The organism is Blautia sp. DFI.1.216 (genome assembly GCF_020594215.1).
Lineage (GTDB): Bacteria > Bacillota > Clostridia > Lachnospirales > Lachnospiraceae > Blautia_A > Blautia_A wexlerae.
The window spans coordinates 1-7415 of the sequence record NZ_JAJDML010000089.1 but is presented as its reverse complement, the minus strand read 5'-3'; the positions used below and the strand labels follow the sequence as shown (position 1 = coordinate 7415).

Annotated in this window: 7 protein-coding genes and 1 pseudogene; all 8 read left to right on the top strand. The window is 35.4% G+C overall.

What is annotated here, in order from left to right:
- Positions 1 to 269 (top strand): SpoVG family protein (locus LJE11_RS18250; RefSeq protein WP_227296356.1); only part of this gene is annotated, 269 nt, incomplete at its 5' end.
- Between the two features lie 194 nt (positions 270 to 463).
- Complete coding sequence (locus LJE11_RS18245; protein WP_227296354.1) at positions 464 to 982, top strand: RNA polymerase sigma factor; 519 nt, start codon at positions 464 to 466, stop codon at positions 980 to 982.
- Positions 972 to 1742: a hypothetical protein gene (locus tag LJE11_RS18240; protein WP_119243249.1), complete on the top strand. Its 771-nt coding sequence runs from the start codon at positions 972 to 974 to the stop codon at positions 1740 to 1742. The genes LJE11_RS18245 and LJE11_RS18240 overlap by 11 nt, the downstream gene beginning before the upstream one ends.
- On the top strand, positions 1714 to 2589 hold the full coding sequence (locus LJE11_RS18235) for an ABC transporter ATP-binding protein (RefSeq protein ID WP_008705734.1): 876 nt from the start codon (positions 1714 to 1716) through the stop codon (positions 2587 to 2589). The genes LJE11_RS18240 and LJE11_RS18235 overlap by 29 nt, the downstream gene beginning before the upstream one ends.
- Positions 2590 to 2597: 8 nt before the next feature.
- Positions 2598 to 3833: an ABC transporter permease gene (locus tag LJE11_RS18230; protein WP_008705732.1), complete on the top strand. Its 1236-nt coding sequence runs from the start codon at positions 2598 to 2600 to the stop codon at positions 3831 to 3833.
- A 1209-nt stretch (positions 3834 to 5042) separates the two neighbouring features.
- Positions 5043 to 6017, top strand: a complete 975-nt coding sequence (locus tag LJE11_RS18225; RefSeq protein WP_227296352.1) for a diacylglycerol/lipid kinase family protein — start codon at positions 5043 to 5045, stop codon at positions 6015 to 6017.
- 78 nt (positions 6018 to 6095) lie between these two features.
- Positions 6096 to 6754 (top strand): annotated as a pseudogene (locus tag LJE11_RS18220) (IS607 family transposase).
- Positions 6702 to 7415, top strand: a 714-nt coding sequence (locus LJE11_RS18215) for an RNA-guided endonuclease InsQ/TnpB family protein (protein WP_227296350.1), incomplete at its 3' end; no start/stop codon positions are given. The pseudogene LJE11_RS18220 and the gene LJE11_RS18215, both read left to right, overlap by 53 nt.

Sequence of the window (7415 nt, the reverse complement as noted above, 5' to 3'; positions counted from 1 at the left end):
AGCATATTTTGTTGAAGTTTCTTTATATTTTATTTTATCTAGCACAACAAGTTAACTTAAATAATTTGCCAATGGAAAAGAATGATAAACCGAACAATTTAAGGGGATTCTGCACGATCACGCTGGAGGATATTTTCTGTCTGAAAAACATTGCCCATTCTATCAATGCAGCATTTAAAGAAGACTGGGAGAGGGCTGTCATGGATGAGTATCAGAAAAAGCTGAATTATATCCGTGATCGGAAACAACAGCAGAGAACCGGAAGATAACAGGGATATTGTTTAAAATAAAGGGAGAGTGCCATTATGGGTGATGGTAGATCTGGGACTGCTATAATAAGAATTTTTTTAGAACAATCATAAGATAAAATATAAAAAATATCAATAAACTTTGTTTTTTTGTTTAAGATAATCGTTATACATTATATAGAGATAAATGGTTGATGCATTTTAGGAGAAAATTTGTGTTTGAAAATAAAAAAATTCAAAATTTATTTTTGAATGAAGAAAAAGTAGAAGATTTGATACGGAGATATTATTCTGATATATACAAATATTGTTTTTTTCATCTTGGGAATAGGGAAACAGCAGAGGATATTACTCAAGAGGTTTTTTTGAAATTTTTAAAAAGCCTTGATAGTTATCGTGAATATGGGAAATTAAAAAATTATTTATATGTAGTGGCAAAAAATACAATAAGAGATTTTCAGCGAAAAAAATACGAAATAACAGAGGAACCAGAAGTGGAAGCTTCTTGCGATGGAGCGTTAGATAATATTCCATTACAGATAGATATATGGCGAGAAATACAGATGTTAGATCCATTAGATAAGGAATTGATTATATTACGATATTATCAGAATTTTAAAGTAAAAGATATTGCTCAAATTGTAAATATTCCGCCTTCAACTGTGGGGTATAAAATTAAAAAAATAGAAAAAATATTAAAAAACAGATTAGGAGATATAGGATATGAGAGATAAAGCGTTGAAGAAAAAATTGCAACAATTACATATACCACAATATGATGAATATAAATTGGAAAAAGTTATTGTCGAAGCAAAAAAAATAGATTTGTTTTCAGGAAATCAAAGAATGACAAATACTGAATTTTTTTTGAACCAGCTGGGGTTTATTAGTAAAAAAGTATGGAGTTTAAAGGCGTTTTTTTCAATTTCTATATTATATTTGATTTTAGCAAAGGATGTTTACAGTAATAACTGGGTGTGGACGTTAATAGCAACAACAGGTCCTATTTTATGTTTGTTTAATGCTAAAGAAATATGTAATGTATTTCAACCTGGAATGTTTGAAATACAAATGGCTACAAAACATTCATTTAGTAAAGTTTTAATGATCCGTCTAATCGTTTTCGGTATTTTTGACCTTCTTTTTCTGATTTGTAGTACTATAATACTATCGCTTGTAAAGGAAACGGTAATATGGCAGATTATTCTATACGGAATAGTTCCTTATGAAATAATGTGTTTTGGCTGTATGTACATTTTAAATAAATGTCATGAAGAAAACATTCTACTATATTCAACGACGTGGGGAATATGTTTAAGTAGTAGTATTATTATATTGAAAATATCGGGAGTGGAATTATTTGCAACATGTTATTTTGCTATTTGGTTAGTGTTTGGACTAATTGCAGTTAGCGGTATTGGTGTGGAAATAAAACAGTTATTAAAAAAAACAGGAGGGAATTTGAATGAGATTAGTAATGGAACATTTATCTAAGCAATTCAAAAATAGAATTGCTGTTGAAAGTATTGATACAGAACTTAGAGAAGGCGTTTATGGCTTTTTAGGAGCCAACGGTGCAGGAAAAACAACCCTAATGCAAATGATTTGTGGAATTATTGAGCCGACAGCAGGTGAAGTGAAAATTAACGGTGAAAATAATATACAGATGGGGGAACGATTTAGAGATATGTTGGGTTATTTGCCACAAGAATTTGGGTATACACCAGGTTTTACCGCTAATGATTTTATGTTATACATTGCTTCAATTAAAGGATTACCTCCTAGATTCGCAAAAAGAAAAACAAAAGAATTATTAAAACTTGTGAATTTAGAAAAAGATGCAGGTAGAAAAATCAGGACTTTTTCAGGAGGAATGAAAAGACGGCTTGGTATTGCGCAAGCACTATTGAATGATCCTAAAATATTGATTTTAGATGAACCGACAGCAGGACTGGATCCTAAAGAACGTGCTTATTTTAGAAATATTATTGCGGAAATGTCAAAGGACAAAATCATTATTATATCTACACATATTGTGTCAGATATAGAATATATTTCAGATCAAGTATTGATCATGAAAAAGGGAAAATTTATTTTACAAGGTCCAGCCGACGAATTGTTGAAAGAGGTAAAAAATGAGGTATGGTCGTGTAGAGTGCCTAATAATCAATGGAGTAATTTTGAAAGAACACATTGTATTGCTAATTCGCATGTAATGAAAGAAGTTATAGAAGCAAGAGTTATTTCTACGTCATCCCCAATAGAGGGTGCGATAATTGTAGAACCAACTTTGGAGGATTTGTATTTGAAGCTTTTTTCTGATGAGTTACAAGAAGGGTAGTAAATCTAATGAGTGAGATGATTAAATATGAATGGAAAAAAATATGGAAAAGTAGATTAGCTCAACTAGTTATAATTGGTTGTGGATTGTTTTTAGTGTTTTGTGTTTGGGCCAGTATTATGCAAATAAGTGCGACAAATGAAAAAGGTGAAAATTTTTCGGGAATGAGTGCTGTAGAAGTGATGAAGAATACGCAGAAGAAAATAGAATTAACACAGGAAAACGTTAATGATATAGTAGGACGGTATTTAAAATACATTTCAGATCCTGGTACAAATTCAGAAAGCGAAACATATCATTACTTGTCAGAAGAAGTATATAGAACGTTTTATCTTCCGAACAGAGAGTTATTGAGTTTAGTTACTAATGTATATAGAGAACCGGGAAGCGGTAGTAGTATAAAAGAAGTTTTGGAAGAAAATGTTGGGAAAGATTTTCGGAAAGCACAAATAAAAAGAGACATTGCATATATAAATTTGCAAAAAGAACAAGGACGATTGACATCTGGTGAAGCCGATTACTGGAAAGAAAAGATAGGAAATTTGCAGGAATATCAATATGGTTATCACAAGGGATGGAGTATGATTTTAGATACATTAACATGGCCTGTGTTAATTATGATGCTGATTTGTATAGGAATTGCACCAATATTTGCTGGTGAATATCAGTCTAAATGTGATTCATTAATTTTATGCATGAAATATGGAAGAAGTAAGTTGATTTTGGCAAAGATTATTTCTGGATGGTTATATGCAACAGGTGTTTACTGGGGAATAACATTGATCTATTCAAGTATCTATATGATTTTTTTAGGAACACAAGGTGCAGATTTACCTATTCAATTAAAGTATCCAGCTATGTCTGTCGGATATAATCTTACAATGGGAGAAGCGGTAGGAATAACATTATTATTGGGATATTTCTTTACATTAGGAATTATGGGAATAACACTTTTTATGTCGGCTTTATTGAAAAACACTTATGCGGTTATTATTGTCGCATTTCTGTTGATTATAATCCCAACATTTTTATCACTGGATACGGGGGGATATGTGTGGAGCCATGTACTATCTTTACTACCACCTAAAATAGCAGATTTTTCCTTTCAGTCGTATACGGCATATAGTATAGGAAATATTGTGTTGAGTTGGCCGGTTATGGCAATTTTGGTAAATGCAATAGTAGCAGTACTCTGTTCAGTTTTGGGATATATTATTTTCCGGAAACATCAAGTAAATAAATAGCAAAGGTTTCAGTGGAGAGGCCTCTCCACTGTGTCTAGGGAATATTCCCTAGACACAGTGATATAAGGATGTGAGGGATTGAGAAAAGAAAAAAGTCGTATGATAAATAACACTATATACTGCATAAAATATATTTGGAAAATTGACCGTAAATATATTTTATTGATGATAGTAATTTCTATACTTACTAGAGCGTGTATGTGCCGTAATGGTATCGCATTTTCCAGTGCGTTAGGCGACAGTGATAACTGCAGCAACTGCGGTTGCAACTGCTTGCCTTGGAATCATGGCTCTAATGCTTCTACAGCAAGTAATGCAGACAGAGCAAGCGCGTAAATTTGTATGAATAATACGGGAGAAAGGCTGCTTTCATCATTGGGTGAAAGTAGCCTTTCTCCTATTTGTTAGGGCAAAGCCCTGTTTGCCATTGTGGAGTTTTTCGCTGTTCCGAAAAACGGAGCTTTGGAAAAAAATAAACCACCTGCTATGAAGGTGAGACAGTATCTCTATAACTTTTCCAGTTTTTTGCACTTAGGACCATTTCACTTCAGTTCTTCTGGTACCTGTGCTGATCCCACTCCAAATAAAAAACAGAAGTTGAATTTTTATGCCTAAAAGAAATCCAATCCAAGACGTACAGATAAAGAATGGCTGAATCTGATCCAGGAATACCGGTCCAGTGGTCTTTCTGATAAATGCTGATGCCAGGAACATCATATCCACACAAGCAACTTTTATTGCCAGATATGAAGACTCCGACAAAAAGCCTGTAAGATACCTGTATATTACAGCCTATAAGTTAAATATGGAAAAAATCGGACTTACATCTCGCTTAGGGAAAGTAAATATTATGATGTTGAAAAGGGCGAATTTCTTTTCTGCTTCACCGAAAACATCAATAAAATCAAAAACAGACAGGAATGGTTTCAGTCTGATCTGGAAGAAGAGTATCTTCATGAAATCTATCCTCTTTACAGTCCTGGTGAGGAAGATGATGAATATGAAGATGAGGATGGTGAAAAATGTTCTATTATGCGGAACAATGTCTAAGGATAGTGATGTGTGAACAGCAACTGGACAGACGGTGAAAGAGGATTTTCGAAGTTTCGAAGTCTTGTATGTGATGGATAAATATTGTATAGTATAGGTATTGGCATTTATAACGAGATAGAAGAAACGGCAGAAAATATAATATATGAGTGAGGAAGAATGAGAAGGATACAGATTATTGTAAATAATGGAGCGGGTACAGGGCGGGCGCACAGGGTATGGAATGAGACACAGTGTCTGCTTCGGGGATACAAAATAAAATATGAAGCCCATATGACCAGATATGAAGGGCATGCCGCGAAACTGGCTGAGCAGATTTCCCGGGTGAAGGGTGAAGAGCCTGTCTATCTGCTGGTGGTTGGGGGAGACGGTACGATCAATGAAGTCCTGAATGGTATTACTGACTTTGATAAGGTACGTTTGGGCGTGATCCCCACTGGTTCAGGGAATGATTTTGGCAGAAATCTGAAACTGCCGAAAACACCGAAGGAGAGCCTGAGGGAAATCTGTGCCTGTATCAGAAAGGATCAGAGAGGTGAAGCACTTTACAGGATAGATCTGGGGCAGGTAAGCTGGGAAGGCTGTGAGAAGCCGCGGATTTTTGGAATCAGTTCCGGCCTGGGACTGGATGCACTTGTGTGTAAAAAAGCACTTCATTCCAGACTGAAACAGGTTTTAAACCGTTTCCATCTGGGTAAGCTTACATATCTTGCATTGACGGTGCAGTCTCTTTTTACCATGGAGACAGCCAATGCAAAGGTGGTGACAGAACATGGAGGCTATATTCTTCCGAAGATGATCTTTGCGGCAGCTATGAATCTGCCGGCAGAAGGCGGAGGGGTTCCTATGGCACCTCATGCATCGGTGCAGGACGGTCTGCTCTCGCTTGGCAGTGCATCCGGAATCGCCAAATGGCAGACTTTTTTCCTGCTTCCGTTTCTGGTTGCTGCAAAGCAGGAGCATATTAATGGTTTTACTATCAGAAATGAAAAAGGATTTCGCCTGATTCTGGATAAGCCAATGGTGCTCCATGCAGACGGAGAGTACTGTGCAGATGTGATGAGAGTGGAATTTCGGTGTCTGGAGAAGAAACTGTGGCTGCTGCATGAGCAGAAAGGGGTTATAAGCAGTTAAATATAAATTATAAAATTATATAAGCACATGTTGAGTTTTATAAGACATTAGAGTAGGATATTATTGAAAGTGGATACTTTGAGTAAATATTGTTCTATACATAAATTTTCAAAAATTATAGGCGTATCTGCCCAGACATTACGAAATTGGGATGCCAATGGAAAACTTCATCCGCATCATACTACAGTAAGTGGCTATAGATATTATTCTGATGAGCAACTCAACCAGGTAATAAATGTAAAGCCTAAAAACGCATTACAATTGGATATTGTCGCGTTTCCAGCCATAAACAGAAAGATGATCTGGAACGACAGATTGATAATGTTAAGACATATCTTTTGGCAAAAGGACAGCCATTTGAGATAATAAGTGATATCGGTTCCGGGATTAATTATAAGAAAAAAGTACTTCAGGAATTGATCAGGCGAATATCTCAAAATCAGGTTGAAAAGGTTGTTGTTTTATATAAAGACCGGCTATTACGATTTGGTTTTGAGCAGATAGAATATATCACTTCACTTTATAATTGTGAGATTGAGATCATTGATAATACTGAAAAATCCGAACAGCAGGAACTTGTTGAAGATCTGGTTCAGATAATCACAGTATTCAGTTGTAAATTACAGGGAAAACGAGCGAATATAGCTAAGAAACTTGTCCGTGAACTGATACAGGAGGAAACAGATGGTAAAAGCCATAAAAGTAATGCTGATACCAAACAATGTACAGAAAACTAAGATGTTTCAGTACGCAGGTGCTTCAAGATTTGCTTATAACTGGGCTTTGGCCAGGGAAATAGAAAACTATGAAAAAGGCGGAAAATTCCTTTCAGATGCAGAACTCAGAAAAGAATTTACAAAGCTTAGACATTCTGATGAATATGCATGGTTATTGAGTATTTCAAATAATGTAACCAAACAGGCGATCAAAGATGCCTGTACTGCGTATAAGAACTTTTTTAAGGGTTTGCAGAAATTCCCAAGATTCAAGTCAAAAAAGAGATCAATGCCGAAGTTCTATCAGGACAACGTTAAGATACGCTTCAGTAATACACACGTTAAATTTGAAGGCTTTTCTTCCAGCAGGAAAGCAAATAAACAAAAAATGAATTGGGTAAGGCTTGCAGAACATGGACGTATTCCGACAAATGCTAAATATATGAACCCGAGAATATCCTTTGACGGATTGAACTGGTGGATCAGCGTATGTGTAGAATTTCCTGACTGCAGGGAAATACTTAATGATGACGGAGTCGGCATAGACCTGGGAATCAAAGATCTGGCTGTCTGCTCTGATGGGGCTAAGTATAAGAACATCAATAAGAGTCAGAAAGTAAAGAAATCAGAAAAACAGAAACGCAGATTACAGCGTAGTATCTCTCGTTCTTACGAGAAAAAT

Excerpts from the sequence above, each read along its gene's own strand:
- LJE11_RS18225 (WP_227296352.1), top strand. The coding sequence starts at position 5,043 with ATGAGAAGGATACAGATTATTGTAAATAATGGAGCGGGTACAGGGCGG.
- LJE11_RS18240 (WP_119243249.1), top strand. The coding sequence starts at position 972 with ATGAGAGATAAAGCGTTGAAGAAAAAATTGCAACAATTACATATACCA.
- LJE11_RS18235 (WP_008705734.1), top strand. The coding sequence starts at position 1,714 with ATGAGATTAGTAATGGAACATTTATCTAAGCAATTCAAAAATAGAATT.
- LJE11_RS18230 (WP_008705732.1), top strand. The coding sequence starts at position 2,598 with ATGAGTGAGATGATTAAATATGAATGGAAAAAAATATGGAAAAGTAGA.